Source organism: Pseudomonas brassicacearum (genome assembly GCF_003732265.1).
GTDB classification, from domain to species: domain Bacteria; phylum Pseudomonadota; class Gammaproteobacteria; order Pseudomonadales; family Pseudomonadaceae; genus Aquipseudomonas; species Aquipseudomonas brassicacearum_D.
Genome location: NZ_MOBK01000006.1, coordinates 302,129 through 317,035 on the forward strand (window position 1 = coordinate 302,129; position 14,907 = coordinate 317,035).

The following is a 14,907-nucleotide window of genomic DNA, read 5'->3' on the forward strand; positions in this document are numbered from 1 at the left end:
AAAGTCTCAGGGACTCGCCTGAGCAGCAGTGGGTGGAATCCTTTCCTTAGTCATGATGGATCGGCCAATATTCGGCGATCTTTAATCAAAAGGAGGCTAAATGATGTCAACGCTACCTTCGTTGGGGTTCGCCGGAATTGGTCTGATGGGCCTGCCCATGTGCCGGCGCCTGCTGGCCGCGGGCTATCCGTTGACCGTGTGGAACCGCAATCCGGCCAAGTGCGCGCCGCTGGTCGAGGCCGGTGCCCGACAAGTGGCAACTCCCGCTGAACTGTGCCGGCACGCTGACATCGTCTTGCTGTGTCTGGCGGACACCTCGGTGGTGCGTGAGGTGGTGTTTGGCCCGGCCGGGTTGGCCTCAGGGGCGAAAAGCGCTCAGTTGCTGGTGGACTTTTCCAGCCTGGAACCCAGTGCTACACGCGAAATGGCCAAACAACTGCTCGACAGCACCGGGATGAGTTGGCTGGATGCACCGGTGTCCGGCGGCGTGGTCGGCGCCGAAGCCGGCAGCCTGGCGATCATGGTGGGCGGCGAAGCGGGAGATTTGCAGCGAGTGCGTTCGGTATTGCTGACCCTGGGGCAGCGTGTCACCCACATGGGCGGCGTTGGGGCCGGGCAGGTGACCAAGGCGTGCAATCAGATGATCGTGGCGTGCAATGCGCTGGTCATTGCCGAAGTGGTGGCGCTGGCCGAGTCTTCCGGCGTTGACGCCGGTTTGATCGCCGAGGCGTTGGCCGGTGGTTTTGCCGATTCAAAACCGTTGCAGATCCTCGCCCCGCAAATGGCCGAGAGCCGGTTCGAACCGGTGAAATGGCATGTGCGCACGCTGCTCAAGGACCTCGACACCGCCGTGAAATTTTCCCGCGAACAGGGTTCGGCGACGCCACTCAGCGGATTGGCTGCGCAACTGATGCGACTGCATGGGAGCCAGGGATTCCTGGAAAAAGATCCATCGACGTTAGTGCAGATGTACCGCGAGCCAGGCTAAGAGGTGTGACGTTGCACGAATGCCTGCGCTGGTTGATTTCGTTCAGCACCGGACGCAATTCGGCGAGCGGCACCGGGCGGCTGAGCAGATAACCCTGCACAAAGTCGCAGCCCAGGCGTTCGAGAAAATCGTACTGCTCAAAGGTTTCGACGCCTTCGGTGACCACCTGCAAATGCAGGCTGTGGGCCATGACGATAATGGCCTGGACGATTTCCATGTCCTGGGTGGCTTTGGGAATGTCCTGGATAAACGAGCGGTCGATCTTCAGCGTGTTCAGCGGCAGGCGCTTGAGGTAGGCGAGGGACGAATAACCGGTGCCGAAGTCATCGATCGACAACGAAACCCCAAGGGCGCGAATCTGGCGCAGCAGAACCAGCGTGTTGGCGAGGTTGCCCATCAGCGCATTTTCGGTGACTTCCAGCTCCAGCCGCTGCGGCGCGACCCCGGAGGCGTGCAGCGCCACTTCTATTTCGTCGGCCAGCTCTTCACGGGCAAGGTTCAGCGGTGAGCAGTTCACGGCGATTTTCAGCGCTTCGCAACCATTGCGCGACAGTTCACCCAGGTCTTCGCAGGCTTTGCGCAGCACCCAGTTGTCGAGCTCGCGGATCAGGCCGTTCGCCTCGGCAATGGCGATAAACCGATCAGGCGCGAGCAAACCGTGAACCGGGTGCTGCCAGCGAACCAGTGCTTCGAGCTTGCTGACCTGGCCGGTTTTCAGATCGAAGATCGGCTGGTAATACAGCATCAACTCATCATCTTTACGCAACGCGTGGCGCAGTTCCTCTTCGAGCTGCAGCTCCATCGTGGCGCGGGTCTTGAGAATGGAGCTAAAGAAATTCAGGCCGTTGCGGCCAGCGTCCTTGGACTGGTACAGCGCCAGGTCGGCGTTTTTCAGCAGTTCTTCACAGGTCTTGCCGTCTTGCGGGAACAGGCTGATGCCGATGCTGGTGGTCATGACCATGTTGCGGCCGGAGAGCTCGATGGGCTCCTTCATTTTCAGCATGATGCGCTCGGCCATGTGCTGCGCTTCTTCGGGATCATTCAGGCTGATGAGGATGCAGAACTCGTCCCCGCCAAATCGGGCCACGACATCCTTGTGGCTGCGCACCGAGCTTTTGATATGGCCGGCCAGCACCTTGAGCAGCTCATCGCCGGCGTCATGGCCGAGGCTGTCGTTGATGCGCTTGAAGTGGTCGATGTCGAGGAACATCACCGCGAGCATGCCGCCTTCGTTAGTCTTCTCGATCAGCTTCTCGGCGAATATCTGATTGAAACCACGACGGTTGATCAGGTTGGTCAAGGCGTCGTAGTGCGCCACTTGTTGCAGCGACAGGCGCGCCTGATCCAGTTGGCTGAGCAGCGAGTTGACCCGCTGCAGATCACGCTCCTTGTGTTGCAGTTTTTTGTCCGCCAGTGCCGCGCTGATGCTGCTGCCAATGATCAGCAGCGTGATGACCGCCACCGTCAGCGCCAGTTGCAGGTGGCTGGGTTCGCTCGCCGGCGCCAGGACGCTACTGCTGGGCATCACCAGATTGAAGGCGGCCATGCCGGTGAAGTGCATGCTCAGGATGCCGGCCCCGAGGAGCAGGCTGGCGCTGTACTTGAGCAGTTGGTGAAACATCCCGGTGCCGTTACGCAAATAACGCGACAGCAGCAGCGCCGCGAGGCTGGCGCCAATCGCGATGGCGATGGACAAGGCGAACAACGTCGGCTGGTAGTAGACCGTGGCACTCGAATGCATCGACGCCATGCCCACGTAATGCATGGCGGTAATCCCCAGCCCGACCCACACCGAGGCCTTGAGGCAATGCCGGACATTCAGGTCGGGGAGGCTGAGGGTGTGCATCACCAGCCATGACGTGCACAGGGCGATCAGCAGTGAAAGCAGGGTGACGGGGAGTTGATAGTGAAGTTCGACAGGCGCCTGAAACGCCAGCATGCCGATAAAGTGCATGGCCCAGATTCCGCCCGCCAGGCACCCGCTGCCGACCCAGCGCCAAAGCCTTTGCGAGGCCGGACTTTCTGCATGCGCTACACGCTCTGCCATATCCAGCGTGGCAAAGCAGCCGACACACGCCACTACATAAGCCAGCAGCACCAGAAAAGGGTCATGCGTGCAATTGAGTATGAATTGCCCGCTCGCTGTCTGCTCGGTAATGAAATGCAGACCAAGCCACTCCATAGCACGCCCCGTCGTTGTCATCCTGGCCGGCGTAATAAACGCCAGCGAATGTCATCGAGTATAGAGGCCGTGTCTGGAGTGCAAGCGGTGATGTCAAAATGGCTCCATATGATTTTGGCATCAAGCTAATAGCGTTTGGTACTAAGCCTCAGGCGCTTTGTTCAAAAGGGATTTCGTACGCCGGTTGCAGGGCTGGAAGGCCGAATGCTGCCCGGGCCGCGTCGCAATCAACGTTTGCCTCGCCATTTTCCCAAGACGCCTCAAACTCCCGGCATGTGCTGGAGCGTTCGTTGTAGATCGAACATTTGACCTCGCTGCCGACGTCTCCCACCAGGCTGATGCAGCGGGTCGGTTTGCAATCGGTGCCGAGCATCGCTACGCGACTGGGGCTGATCGACGCGACCAGATCATCCGGCACCGTTCCACCGGACGAGGCGCATTCACCCCAGAAAAAAGACACACGGAAATGGGAACAGCAGGCACCGCAATTCAGACACGGACTGACTTCGGACATGGTCGATTTATCTACGCAGGAGGGGTACGCAGGGGAGCGGACAGGGGCGCTATTCTAGGCTTCGCAACGGGCTTTGGAAGGGGGTAGGAAAGGTATTTTTCAGCGACGAACGGCGCAGTAAAAATAGCGACCGGATCCCCGTGAATACTGGGCCTGGCGGTCAGCCCGCCTGCGTGAACGCCATGGCCTGATATCAGCCTTGCAAATAATGACAGACAGTGTGGGCGGGCCTGTCTAGATTGACGGTTCCGGGGACAGTGAGGCCCCAATAACAATAAAAGAGACGGACCCATGCAGAACTCGACCCAAGCGGCGAATGCCTGGCGCATTCTGTTCCTGTTGTTCCTGGCCAACCTGTTCAACTTCTTCGATCGCACCATTCCCGCCATCATCATCGAACCGATCCGCATGGAGTGGCACCTCAGCGACTTCCAGTTGGGGATCATCGGCACCGCTTTCACCCTGGTTTACGCGATTGCCGGCCTGCCGCTGGGGCGGATGGCGGATACCGGGTCGCGCAGCAAGCTGATGGGCTGGGGCCTGGCGGTCTGGAGCGGGCTGACCGCGGTCAACGGACTGGTGGGCAGCTTCTGGAGTTTCCTGATCGTGCGCATGGGCGTCGGCATCGGTGAAGCCAGTTATGCACCGGCTGCCAACTCGCTGATCGGCGACCTGTTTCCGGCGCACCGCCGGGCGCGGGCGATGGGCATTTTCATGCTGGGTCTGCCGCTGGGGCTGCTGCTGGCGTTCTTCACCATCGGCGCGATGGTCAAGGCGTTTGACAGCTGGCGTGCGCCGTTTTTTATCGCGGCGGTGCCGGGGCTGATCCTGGCGATCTTCATGTTCTTCATCAAAGAGCCGAAGCGCGGCGCAGCAGAAACCGTGCAGGTGTCGCAGGAACGTGTAGACCGGCCGATCCGCCGGGTGCTGGCGGTGCCGACGTTCCTGTGGCTGGTGATGGCCGGACTGTGCTTCAACTTCGCGACTTACGCTTGCAATTCATTCCTGGTGCCGATGCTGCAGCGCTACTTCCTGATGCCGTTGCAGGAAGCGGCGGTGGCCACGGGGGTGATCGTCGGCGTGACCGGTTTGTTCGGCCTGACGCTCGGCGGCTGGGTCGCTGACAAGATTCACCAGCGTGTAGCCAACGGGCGGCTGTTGTTTGCAGCGTTCAGCCTGATCATCTCGACTGTGTGCACGGCGTGGGCGCTGCACTCGGGGCGCATCGAAATTGGCGTGTTTGTCGCAGTCTTCAGTGTGGGCTGGTTGTTTGCCTACAACTTCTACACCTGCGTCTACACCGCGATTCAGGACGTGGTCGAGCCGCGTTTGCGGGCGACGGCGATGGCGTTGTTCTTTGCCGGGTTGTATTTGCTCGGCGGTGGATTGGGCCCCGTGGTGGTGGGCGGTTTGTCCGATCACTTTGCGCACACGGCGATGCTGGCCGCGGGTGCCGAGCAGATGACCGAGGCGTTCAAGGCGGTTGGATTGCACGACGCGATGTACCTGATTCCGGTGGCGTTGTTCTTCACCATGGTGTTTCTGTTTATGGCGTCGCGGGTTTTTGTACGGGATGCGAAGCGGATGAAGGACGGGTTGGTGGCGGTGGTTGAGCCTGTGGGGTCTGCGGCGACTGCATGATCGCCTTCGCGAGCAAGCCCGCTCCCACATTTGAGCGGGTTCTTTCAGGAGAAATGCGGTCGAATGTGGGAGCGGGCTTGCTCGCGAAGAGGCCGTCAGTAACACCGCAACAATCAAGCAGACAAAAAAAGGCCCGCATCACTGCGGGCCTTCTTTATTTAGCCGGGTAGAGCAGGGGACTTAACCCGCCACCAACACTCGAATCGCTTCCAGTCGCAACGCAGCCTTTTCAAGCATGGCCAACCCTTGCTCGCGCTGTTTGCGCAGGGCAATCAGTTCGCTGTCGCGCACGGTCGGGTTCACGGCTTGCAATGCGGTCAGGCGCGCCAGTTCTTCATCGGTATCCGCCGCCAGGCGACGCTGCGCCTCGGCCACACGCTCGGCGTGACGTGGCAGGATCTTCTCTTCGCCAGCGTTGATCCGTGGCGTCAGCTGATCGCGCTGAGCCTGGATGAACTTGTTGGCGCTGGCACGCGGGACGCTTTCCAGTTGATCGTTCAAGGTCTCGAACGACACCCGGGCCGACAGGTCATTACCGTTGGCATCGAGCAGGCAGCGCAGGGCGGCCGGCGGCAGGTAACGGCCCAGTTGCAGCGAGCGCGGGGCAACCACTTCGCTGACGTAGAGCAGTTCCAGCAACACGGTGCCAGGCTTGAGCGCCTTGTTCTTGATCAGCGCGACGGCGGTGTTGCCCATCGAGCCGGACAGGACCAGGTCCATGCCGCCCTGAACCATCGGGTGCTCCCAGGTGATGAACTGCATGTCTTCGCGAGACAGCGCCTGGTTGCGGTCGTAAGTGATGGTCACGCCTTCGTCGTCGCCCAGCGGGAAGCTGGCGTCGAGCATTTTTTCGCTCGGCTTGAGGATCAGGGCGTTTTCCGAATGGTCTTCGCTGTCGATACCGAAGGCGTCGAACAGGGTTTCCATGTAGATCGGCAAGGTGAACTGATCGTCCTGCTCAAGAATGTCTTCGACCAGCGCATCGCCTTCGCCAGCGCCGCCGGAATTGAGTTCCAGCAAGCGGTCACGGCCGGTGTGCAAGTCGGCTTCCAGACGCTCACGCTCGGTGCGGGCTTCGTCGATCAGCGCTTGCCACTCGCCGTCGTCGGCCTCTTCCAGCAGCGGCAGCAGGCGCGGGCCGAACTGATGCTGCAAGGCGTTGCCGGTCGGGCAGGTGTTGAGGAACGCGTTCAGCGCTTCGTGGTACCACTGGAACAGACGCTCTTGCGGGCTGGTTTCCAGGTACGGCACGTGCAGCTCGATGATGTGCTTCTGGCCGATCCGGTCTAGACGACCGATACGCTGCTCCAGCAGGTCCGGGTGTGCCGGCAGATCGAACAGCACCAGGTGGTGCGAGAACTGGAAGTTGCGACCTTCACTGCCGATTTCCGAGCAGATCAGCACTTGTGCACCGAATTCTTCGTCGGCGAAGTAAGCGGCGGCGCGGTCACGTTCGAGGATGTTCATGCCTTCGTGGAACACCGTGGCAGGGATGCCGGAACGCACGCGCAGGGCGTCTTCCAGGTCCATGGCGGTTTCCGCGTGGGCGCAGATCACCAGCACTTTGGTGCGCTTGAGCATCTTCAGGGTGTCGATCAGCCACTCGACGCGCGGGTCGAATTTCCACCAGCGTTCTTCTTCATTGGCGTCCGGCTGAGCCTGGAAGCTGACTTCCGGGTACAGCTCGGCGTGATCACCCAATGGCAGTTCGAGGTATTCGTCGGGGCATGGCAACGGGTACGGGTGCAGTTTGCGCTCCGGGAAACCCTGCACGGCGGCGCGGGTATTACGGAATAGCACGCGGCCAGTGCCGTGGCGGTCCAGCAGTTCACGCACGAGGCGCGCGCTGGCTTCGGTGTCGCCATCGTTCACGGCGGTCAGCAAGGCTTCGCCTTCGTTGCCGAGGAAACCGTGAATGGTCTTGTGTGCTTCCGGCGACAGGCGCCCCTTGTCCAGCAGCTCCTGGACGGCTTCAGCCACCGGGCGATAGTTTTCGCTCTCGGCGCGGAAGGCGGCCAGGTCATGGAAACGGTTCGGGTCGAGCAGGCGCAGACGCGCGAAGTGGCTGTCCTGGCCCAGTTGTTCCGGGGTCGCGGTCAGCAGCAGTACGCCGGGAATGGTCTCGGCGAGTTGTTCGACCAGGGTGTATTCCGGGCTGGCCTTGTCTTCATGCCACACCAGGTGATGGGCTTCGTCGACGACCATCAGGTCCCAGCCGGCGGCAAACAGTGCGTCCTGGGCTTTCTCGTCTTCGACCAGCCACTCCAGTGCAACCAGCGCGAGCTGGGTGTCTTCGAACGGGTTGGTGGCATCGCTTTCGATGAAGCGTTCTTCGTCGAACAGCGCGACTTGCAGGTTGAAGCGGCGGCGCATCTCGACCAGCCACTGGTGCTGCAGGTTCTCGGGAACCAGGATCAGCACGCGGTTGGCGCGGCCCGAGAGCAGTTGGCGATGGATCACCAGGCCGGCTTCGATGGTTTTACCCAGGCCTACTTCGTCCGCCAGCAGAACGCGCGGCGCAATGCGGTCGGCGACTTCGCGGGCGATGTGCAATTGGTGCGCGATCGGTTGCGCACGCACGCCACCGAGGCCCCACAGCGCGGACTGCAACTGGCGGCTGGTGTGTTCCAGGGTGTTGTAACGCAGGGAGAACCAGGCCAACGGGTCGATCTGGCCGGCGAACAGACGGTCGCTGGCCAGACGGAACTGAATGAAGTTCGACAGCTGGGTTTCCGGCAGCGTGACGCTTTCGTTCTGCGCGTTGAGGCCGTGGTAGACCAGCAGTCCATCGACGTCGTCGACTTCCTGGACCGTCAGCTTCCAGCCTTCGAAGTGAGTGATCGAGTCACCGGGCGAAAACCGCACGCGGGTGAGGGGCGCATTCCGTAGCGCGTACTGGCGAGTTTCGCCAGTGGCCGGGTAGAGCACGGTCAACAAGCGGCCGTCCTGTGCCAGAACGGTGCCTAAACCCAGCTCGGCTTCGCTGTCACTGATCCAGCGTTGCCCCGGTTGATACTGCTGCGCCATGCTGCCTGACTCCCACCTTGAAAAAGCGGGCTATCTTAACGGAAGGAGGCCCTCAGGGCCAAAGGACTCTCATAAAAACTCGCAGTCTTACGTTAGCCCAATGAGGCCGTGCCCGCAGGTCGGGGCACCAATCAGTGCCAAACCGGTCACAGTTTGCGACCGATGGCTCAAGTCGCCATCCGCGCAGCCGACAGCCTGCTGACAGGAGACCCATAATTATGCTGCTACCGATGCTCCCCTTGAGCGCCGTGCCGATCACTTCACAGCACGACCCGATCCGCCAGCGCCCGGATATTCCGCCGGTGGTGCCGGTGCAGGAAAGCTCGAACGAAAGCACGATCGACCTGCAGCAGCGCGATCCCGAAGAAGCGGCTTTTCAGCTGCGCGAGGAACAACGCCGCAAGCTGGAGCGCGAGCGTCGCCGCCGCGAGGCCGATGAAGACCCCGAGGAGCACCTGGCGATTCCCGGTGACGAACTGAATGCCGACAACACCGTGCCGGTGGCGCCGCTGATGGAAGATCAGCCGCGTCAGGGCTTGTGGGTCGATATTCAGATTTGAGTTGTGGCGGGTCAGACCGCATTATTGCGACAAACCTGTCAAACGATGCACTGAGCACCATGAGCCAAGACGATAAGCTGATTGATCTCAACTCTGAACGCGCCAAGCGAGTTCACGACCTGAATGAAAAACGTTTGAACGAAGTTCGTCAGGCGTTTGAGCAGGCGATGCCATTGGGCAAAGCCAAGAAGAAACCGAAGAACAAACCGAAAAAGCGTTGAACCCCCTGCATCTTTTGATGCAGGTCAGTTATTACCCCGCCTTTACGCCCGGTCTCGGGCGACATTGATCCAGGTCAATTTTCTCTTCTGCCTGTTTGGTTAACTTAGCCCTATCGCAACAGGGCAAGCCCAGGAGGCCAGTCATGTTTTTCGACAACGTGGTGATCGCCGGAGTGCTGACTGTCAGCCTCATGGTTATGTTTTTCGCAGGGTTTGGATTTTTTATCTGGAAGGATTCGCACAAGCGCAAACCGTAGTTCTTTCGGATGTAATGAGCACGCAAGGCATTTTGGGCAACTTCGGTTGCCCTTTTTTTTGCCTGCAATTTAGATTTTGCAATACAAAACCCTTTTAGGAGTGAGCCTGCTCGCGATAGCGGTGTGTCAGTCACATTAATGCTGGATGTGCCGCCGCCATCGCGAGCAGGCTCACTCCTACAAGGGTTCTGCGTTGAATTTGAAATTGCGCCCACAAAAAAGCCCGACGCAATGGTCGGGCTTTTTCATTGCTTGGCGCTGTATCAGCTACCCAGCGCCTTCGATGCCAGCCAGAACAGGCCGGCCGACAGGCCCACCGTCGCCGGCAGGGTCAGGACCCAAGCCAGCAGGATGGTTTTCACCGTGCCGCCTTGCAGGCCGCTTTTGTTTGCGACCATGGTCCCGGCAACGCCCGAGGACAGCACGTGGGTGGTGGAGACCGGCAGGCTGAAGATGTTGGCCAGGCCGATCATGCACGCGGTGGTGATCTGCGCCGACATGCCTTGGGCGTAAGTCATGCCTTGCTTGCCGATCTTCTCGCCGATGGTCAGTACCACGCGTTTCCAGCCCACCATGGTGCCCAGGCCCAGAGCAAGAGCCACCGCCAGAATCACCCAGAACGGCGCGTATTCGGTGGTCGTGGTCAGGTCTTTGCGCAGTTTGTCCAGGTCAGCCTTTTCACGGGCATTGAGGGTAGGCAACTTGCCGACTTTCTTGGCCGTGTCATCCAGGCAGAGCAGGTAGCGACGCACTTCGATGCGGCTTTCCGACGACAACGAGTGGTAGTCCGATACACCTTTAAGGGTGCCGAGCAGGGCAGTGATGGTCGGTTCAGTCTGTTGCGGGTTACAACGGAATTTCTCCGGCAGATCACCTTCGATGCTTTTGCCCAGTGCCAGGTATTCACCCAGGGTGTCGGCGTTGCGCTTGTAGAACTGGCTCAGGTGCAGCGTCGCATCGCGAGTCCGCTCGATCTGGTACGTCGTGCTGCCCAGGTCGAGTACGAACTGCGCCGGTACGATACCGATCAGCACCAGCATGATCAGGCCGATACCTTTCTGGCCATCGTTGGAGCCGTGCACGAAGCTCACGGCCATGGCCGAGATCACCAAGACCAGACGGTTCCAGAACGGTGGATGCTTCTTGTCATCGAGCTTGCGACGCTGATCCGGTGTCTTGTGCATCTTCGACAGTGGACGCCACCATTTAAGGCCGATCAACACCAGAGCCGCGACGAGGAAGCCGGCCATTGGCGAGAACACCAGGGAGGCACCGATGTCGATCGCCTTCTGCCAGTTCACGCCATCGGCCAACGGAATGTCGTTGATCAAGGCGTTGGCCAGGCCTACACCGAGGATCGAACCGATCAGGGTGTGGGAGCTGGAGGCCGGGATACCGAAGTACCAGGTGCCCAGGTTCCAGGTGATGGCAGCAGCAAGCAGCGAGAACACCATGGCCAGTCCGTGACCGGTGTTCACATTGATCAGCAGTTCTACCGGCAGCAGGTGGACGATGGCATACGCCACGCCAACACCGCCCAGCAGCACGCCGAGGAAGTTGAACACCCCGGAAAAGAACACCGCCAGATGGGGCGGCATGGCTTTGGTGTAGATAACAGTGGCCACCGCGTTTGCGGTGTCATGAAAGCCGTTGATGAACTCGAAGGCGAGGACAAAGGCCAGGGCGAGCAAGAGGCTCACAAGCACCCAAGCATCCAGTCCGCTGAATAAATCGATCATGAAGGTTTTCTGACCCGGTCGTAAGGGGGCGCGATTATGCCAGAAAAGACTGCTAATCAATGCACTTGCTGCTCATCGGTAACATTCTTCAACGAATTAATTGGCGAGGTGCGCCTATCTCCCAGCGTTTTACCGGGATTTGCAAGCCGTTGAATTCATAGGGAAAGACAGCGGGCACAAGGGTTTCTCTCGTGTAGTCGAGAGGCTTGAACGCTTGTGTGAAATATCTGAGAAGAGGGTCAGAAACGAGCCATTTGCCTCATCCGAGGGCTGAGGTGGCCGCTGCCCGCTTGTAGCGGGCACGAAAGGCTTGATCGATGCCACCCGCTTTTAGCGGGAGCCGACGCAGACCCCTGAAAGAAATCGGGCCGAGGCGTCAAGGCTCTTCGGCTTTGAGTTCCTTTTCCATCTTCTGCAGTTCTTGGGTGAACGCCTGGTCCTGAACGGTGGCGCGTTTACGCCAGGGTTTACGTTCCGGTTCGGGCTGGGCGGCGTAGGTGGTGACTTCCCCGCCGTAAACTTCCTTGTAACGTTGTTCCTGGCGCTCAAGTTCCGCGCGCAGTTCGTCTTTCGTCACAGTGCTACCTGTATGAGTTGGGATAATTTCCGGTGAAACGCGCTGCATCGAGTCGATTGACCACGCTCATAAAAAGGGTAATGCCCGGGAAGGCAACCTTTTGACGGCATGTGAACAATACTTCCATGTTGCAGGCGGCCACGACACCAGAGAAAAACAGCTGACGTAGCATCAGGTTCCTGTTTCAGCGAGCGCATTGGCGGAGCATATGCAATGAGCGTCAGGCGCTTGCTGCGGGCAACGACAATGGGACATCGCGCTGCCGGGTGACAGAGTCGGTGGATAAAAAACCGTTTCGCCACTGGATTGCATTATAGCGGTCGATTCGAAGAACACTATCACCGAGGCGTTAAAAGTAGTTCGTCATGTGTGATTGTTTTGTTACTGACAAGTGTTAACGGCAACTAGGAGGCCGATGATGTCATTGTGCAGCGATGTCTTTCTGGCGCCATTAAGGCGAACAACTTAAACCGCTTACATCGACCTTTAAAAAGTCGACCAGACAAAAAATAAAGCGGGCAGTTAATGGCGGGAATCGCATCAGGCCCCGCGTGCCACCGATTGCGATTATCGGCCTGTCGTCCGATAATCGCCCAATCTTGGCGGTCCCGGACTTGTGTGCAGAAGCGGGGGCCGCGTGTAATAGCCGCTGTTCCGCCTCGGAAAGGACCTGTCATGAACGATCAAATGCGCAACTCTTTCACTTCAGTGGCGCCGCCGATCGTCGCCTCACCCGCAAAGCGAATCCAGGCCCTGACCGGCGATCCTGACTTCATGACCTCCCTGGCGCGTGGCCTGGCGGTGGTACAAGCGTTTCAAGAGCGCAAGCGCCACCTGACAATCGCCCAGATCAGCCACCGCACGGAAATTCCCCGCGCCGCCGTGCGCCGTTGCCTGCATACCCTGATCAAACTCGGCTACGCCACCACCGACGGCCGCACCTATTCGCTCCTGCCCAAGGTGTTGACCCTGGGCCACGCCTATTTGTCTTCGACGCCCCTGGCGGTATCGGCCCAGCCGTACCTGGACCGCATGAGCGAGCAACTGCACGAAGCCTGCAACATGGCCACGCTGGAGGGTGATGACATTTTGTACATCGCGCGCTCGGCGACCACGCAGCGGCTGATTTCAGTCGACCTTTCAGTCGGCGGGCGCTTACCGGCCTATTGCACTTCAATGGGACGGATTCTTCTCGCCGCGCTGGACGACACTTCGTTGCGCGAATACCTCGATCATGCAGAACTGCAGGCCAAGACCAGTCGCACGCTGCACACTCCCGAAGCGTTGCTCGAATGCCTGCAAGAGGTGCGGCAACAAGGTTGGTGCATCGTCGATCAGGAACTGGAACAGGGCCTGCGCTCGATTGCCGTGCCGGTGTACGACGCGTCCGGCCAGGTTGTGGCCGCCTTGAACGTCAGCACCCACGCCGGCCGTGTCAGTCGCAACGAACTGGAACAACGCTTCCTGCCCGGACTGCTCAGCGCCAGTCGCGACCTCAGCGCACAGCTCTTCGCATGAGCCCCCAACCTAAGCCTTCCATCTAAGATGTTCGATAAACGCACAGACTTGCGTTTATCGAATTGACGCTCTTTCCCCTTGATCATTACTGTCGCGGCAGCGCCAGCTCAGGCTGGCACCTGTCCGACTGCGTTCTTGCGTGGAATAAAAATAATGAACCAGCCCCAGTCTGCTGTAGGTAACTGCCTCGACGTGCAGTCCTTCATCAATGCTCAACCCATTTCGCGCTATCAGTGGCGAGTGGTGATCCTGTGTTTCCTGATTGTCTTCCTCGATGGCCTCGACACCGCGGCCATGGGCTTTATTGCGCCTGCGTTGTCGCAGGATTGGGGGATCGACCGCGCCAGTCTCGGCCCGGTGATGAGTGCCGCATTGATCGGCATGGTCTTCGGCGCGCTGGGTTCCGGCCCGTTGGCTGACCGCTTCGGGCGCAAAGTCGTGCTGGTTGGCGCGGTGTTGTTGTTTGGCGCCTTCAGTCTGGCCTCGGCCTACAGCACCAATGTCGATCAATTGCTGGTGCTGCGTTTCCTCACCGGCCTGGGCCTTGGCGCCGGCATGCCGAACGCCACCACGCTGCTGTCGGAATACACCCCGGAGCGCAAGAAGTCCCTGCTGGTGACCAGCATGTTCTGCGGCTTCAACCTCGGCATGGCCGGCGGCGGGTTTATCTCGGCCAAGTTGATCCCGGCGTTCGGTTGGCACAGTCTGCTGTTGATCGGCGGGATTCTGCCGCTGATCCTCTCGGTCGTCCTGCTGTTCTGGCTGCCGGAATCGGCGCGCTACCTTGTAGTCCGCAACCGCGGCACCGACAAAGTACGCAAGACGTTGGCGCCCATCGACCCGACCCTCGTCGCCCAGGCTTCCAGCTTCAGCGTGCCGGAACAGAAAACCGTGAAGGCGCGCAACGTGTTCGCGGTGATCTTCTCCGGCACCTACAGCACCGGCACCTTGCTGCTGTGGCTGACCTATTTCATGGGCCTGGTGATCGTGTACCTGCTGACCAGTTGGCTGCCGACACTGATGCGCGACAGCGGCGCGAGCATGGAGCAGGCCGCGTTCATTGGCGCGCTGTTCCAGTTTGGCGGGGTGCTGAGTGCGGTGGGCGTAGGCTGGGCGATGGACCGGTTCAATCCGCACAAGGTCATCGGCATTTTCTACCTGCTGGCCGGGGTGTTTGCCTACGCGGTGGGGCAGAGCCTGGGCAACATCACGCTGTTGGCGACGTTGGTGCTGGTGGCAGGTATGTGCGTCAACGGTGCGCAATCGGCGATGCCTTCCTTGGCGGCGCGGTTTTATCCGACACAAGGGCGGGCGACCGGGGTGTCGTGGATGCTCGGGATTGGCCGGTTTGGCGCAATTCTCGGGGCATGGATGGGCGCGACGTTGCTCGGGCTGGGCTGGAATTTCGAGCAAGTGCTGACGGCGCTGGTGATTCCGGCGGCGCTGGCGACCACGGCGGTGGTGATCAAGGGCATGGTCAGTCATGCGGATGCGACCTGACAGCCTGATCTGGAATCTTCAGCGGTTTTGATGGCCTCTTCGCGAGCAAGCCCGCTCCCACATTAGAACGCGGTCAACTGTGGGAGCGGGCTTGCTCGAGAAGCTTTTGATCATCGGTAGGCAGCCAACAATATGTTCGATAAACGAACACTTAGTCGATTATCGGATTGTTTGGTGTTTTGC

At 59.8% G+C, this 14,907-nt stretch carries 12 protein-coding genes; 7 read left to right on the forward strand and 5 right to left on the reverse strand.

Going from position 1 to position 14,907, the window contains the following annotated elements; translation table 11 throughout:
• Nucleotides 1-100 precede the first annotated feature (100 nt).
• A complete protein-coding gene (locus BK660_RS14105) occupies nt 101-988 on the forward strand; it encodes an NAD(P)-dependent oxidoreductase (RefSeq protein WP_123433783.1) in 888 nt (295 codons plus the stop codon).
• Here BK660_RS14105 and BK660_RS14110 read toward each other — a convergent pair.
• Together BK660_RS14110 and BK660_RS14115 are read right to left on the reverse strand one after the other, a co-directional pair.
• The gene (locus BK660_RS14110) at nt 888-3,170 is read right to left on the reverse strand and encodes a putative bifunctional diguanylate cyclase/phosphodiesterase (RefSeq protein ID WP_123433784.1); all 2,283 of its coding nucleotides are present in this window, start codon (nt 3,168-3,170) and stop codon (nt 888-890) included. The two genes, BK660_RS14105 and BK660_RS14110, sit on opposite strands and share 101 nt — an antisense overlap.
• A gap of 148 nt (nt 3,171-3,318) precedes the next feature.
• Nucleotides 3,319-3,684 carry a YkgJ family cysteine cluster protein gene (locus BK660_RS14115; RefSeq protein WP_123433785.1) on the reverse strand — a complete coding sequence of 122 codons (366 nt, stop codon included), beginning with the start codon at nt 3,682-3,684 and terminating at the stop codon, nt 3,319-3,321.
• Nucleotides 3,685-3,975: 291 nt separating this feature from the next.
• Here BK660_RS14115 and BK660_RS14120 point away from each other — a divergent pair, with 291 nt between their 5' ends.
• Complete coding sequence (locus BK660_RS14120; protein WP_123433786.1) at nt 3,976-5,325, forward strand: spinster family MFS transporter; 1,350 nt, start codon at nt 3,976-3,978, stop codon at nt 5,323-5,325.
• A 180-nt stretch (nt 5,326-5,505) separates the two neighbouring features.
• On the opposite strand, the gene rapA is transcribed toward BK660_RS14120, so the two are convergent.
• Complete coding sequence (gene rapA, locus BK660_RS14125) at nt 5,506-8,352, reverse strand: RNA polymerase-associated protein RapA (RefSeq protein WP_123433787.1); 2,847 nt, start codon at nt 8,350-8,352, stop codon at nt 5,506-5,508.
• A gap of 218 nt (nt 8,353-8,570) precedes the next feature.
• On the opposite strand from rapA, the gene BK660_RS14130 reads away from it, so the two are divergent.
• The 3 genes from BK660_RS14130 (at nt 8,571) to ccoM (ending at nt 9,390) form a co-directional block, all read left to right on the forward strand.
• Nucleotides 8,571-8,912: a hypothetical protein gene (locus BK660_RS14130; protein WP_027925620.1), complete on the forward strand. Its 342-nt coding sequence runs from the start codon at nt 8,571-8,573 to the stop codon at nt 8,910-8,912.
• Between the two features lie 59 nt (nt 8,913-8,971).
• Nucleotides 8,972-9,133: a hypothetical protein gene (locus BK660_RS32590; protein ID WP_007935839.1), complete on the forward strand. Its 162-nt coding sequence runs from the start codon at nt 8,972-8,974 to the stop codon at nt 9,131-9,133.
• A gap of 143 nt (nt 9,134-9,276) precedes the next feature.
• Entirely contained in the window at nt 9,277-9,390 is a 114-nt protein-coding gene (gene ccoM, locus BK660_RS33445; RefSeq protein ID WP_027925619.1) for a cytochrome c oxidase subunit CcoM, read from the forward strand.
• 263 nt (nt 9,391-9,653) lie between these two features.
• Here ccoM and BK660_RS14135 read toward each other — a convergent pair whose 3' ends face one another.
• Together BK660_RS14135 and BK660_RS14140 are read right to left on the reverse strand one after the other, a co-directional pair.
• The gene (locus tag BK660_RS14135) at nt 9,654-11,129 is read right to left on the reverse strand and encodes an inorganic phosphate transporter (RefSeq protein ID WP_123433788.1); all 1,476 of its coding nucleotides are present in this window, start codon (nt 11,127-11,129) and stop codon (nt 9,654-9,656) included.
• Nucleotides 11,130-11,505: 376 nt separating this feature from the next.
• Nucleotides 11,506-11,706, reverse strand: coding sequence for a hypothetical protein (locus tag BK660_RS14140; protein ID WP_007935837.1), 201 nt, complete (start codon nt 11,704-11,706; stop codon nt 11,506-11,508).
• 675 nt (nt 11,707-12,381) lie between these two features.
• Between BK660_RS14140 and pcaR the strand changes: the two genes are divergently transcribed.
• Nucleotides 12,382-13,224: a pca regulon transcriptional regulator PcaR gene (gene pcaR, locus BK660_RS14145; protein WP_027925617.1), complete on the forward strand. Its 843-nt coding sequence runs from the start codon at nt 12,382-12,384 to the stop codon at nt 13,222-13,224.
• Between the two features lie 153 nt (nt 13,225-13,377).
• The gene (pcaK, locus tag BK660_RS14150) at nt 13,378-14,724 is read left to right on the forward strand and encodes a 4-hydroxybenzoate transporter PcaK (protein ID WP_123433789.1); all 1,347 of its coding nucleotides are present in this window, start codon (nt 13,378-13,380) and stop codon (nt 14,722-14,724) included.
• The last annotated feature ends 183 nt before the right edge of the window (nt 14,725-14,907 follow it).